This is a genomic window from Brevundimonas sp. GW822-FHT03E11, assembly GCF_058801445.1.
On sequence record NZ_JBXANG010000029.1, the window covers coordinates 1 to 620 of the forward strand.

Genomic DNA, 620 nt, shown 5'->3' on the forward strand with positions numbered 1-620 from the left:
ATGACGTGATCCCCTGAAACTCCGCCAGGAATAGCTAGAGTCCGCCCAACGAAGGACGGACAGAATGAAGCGATCAAGGTTCACAGAAGAGCAGATCATCGGGATCCTGCGGGAGCAGGAGGCCGGTGTGGCGACGGCGGAGGTGTGCCGGCGGCACGGGGTCAGCTCTGCGACCTTTTACAAGTGGAAGGCCAAGTTCGGCGGGCTCGACGTGTCGGAGGCTCGGCGGCTGAAGGCGCTCGAGGATGAGAATGCCCGGCTGAAGCGGATGCTGGCGGACGCGATGCTGGACAACGTGGCGCTGAAGGACCTGCTGGGAAAAAAGTGGTGACGCCCGCCGGTTGGCGCGAGGCGGCTGGTCATCTGCAGGCTGCCTACGAGATGAGCGAACGGCGGGCGTGCCGTGTCCTGGGCGTCGATCGGACGAGCGTGCGCTATCAGGCGACGCGCCCGGACGACGGCGCCCTGCGCGACCGGCTGAAGGCCCTCGCCCAGGAGCGTCGCCGGTTCGGCTATCGCCGCCTGCACGTCCTGCTGCGACGCGAAGGCCATGCGGTCAACAGGAAGAGGGTTCAGCGGATCTATCGCGAGGAGCGACTGACGGTGCGCCGGCGCGGCGG

The 620-nt window shown here is 66.8% G+C and carries 1 pseudogene; it reads left to right on the forward strand.

The features are described 5' to 3' along the window. Positions 1-64 precede the first annotated feature (64 nt). A pseudogene (locus tag AC1RKE_RS16055) lies at positions 65-620 on the forward strand (transposase); the annotation flags it as partial.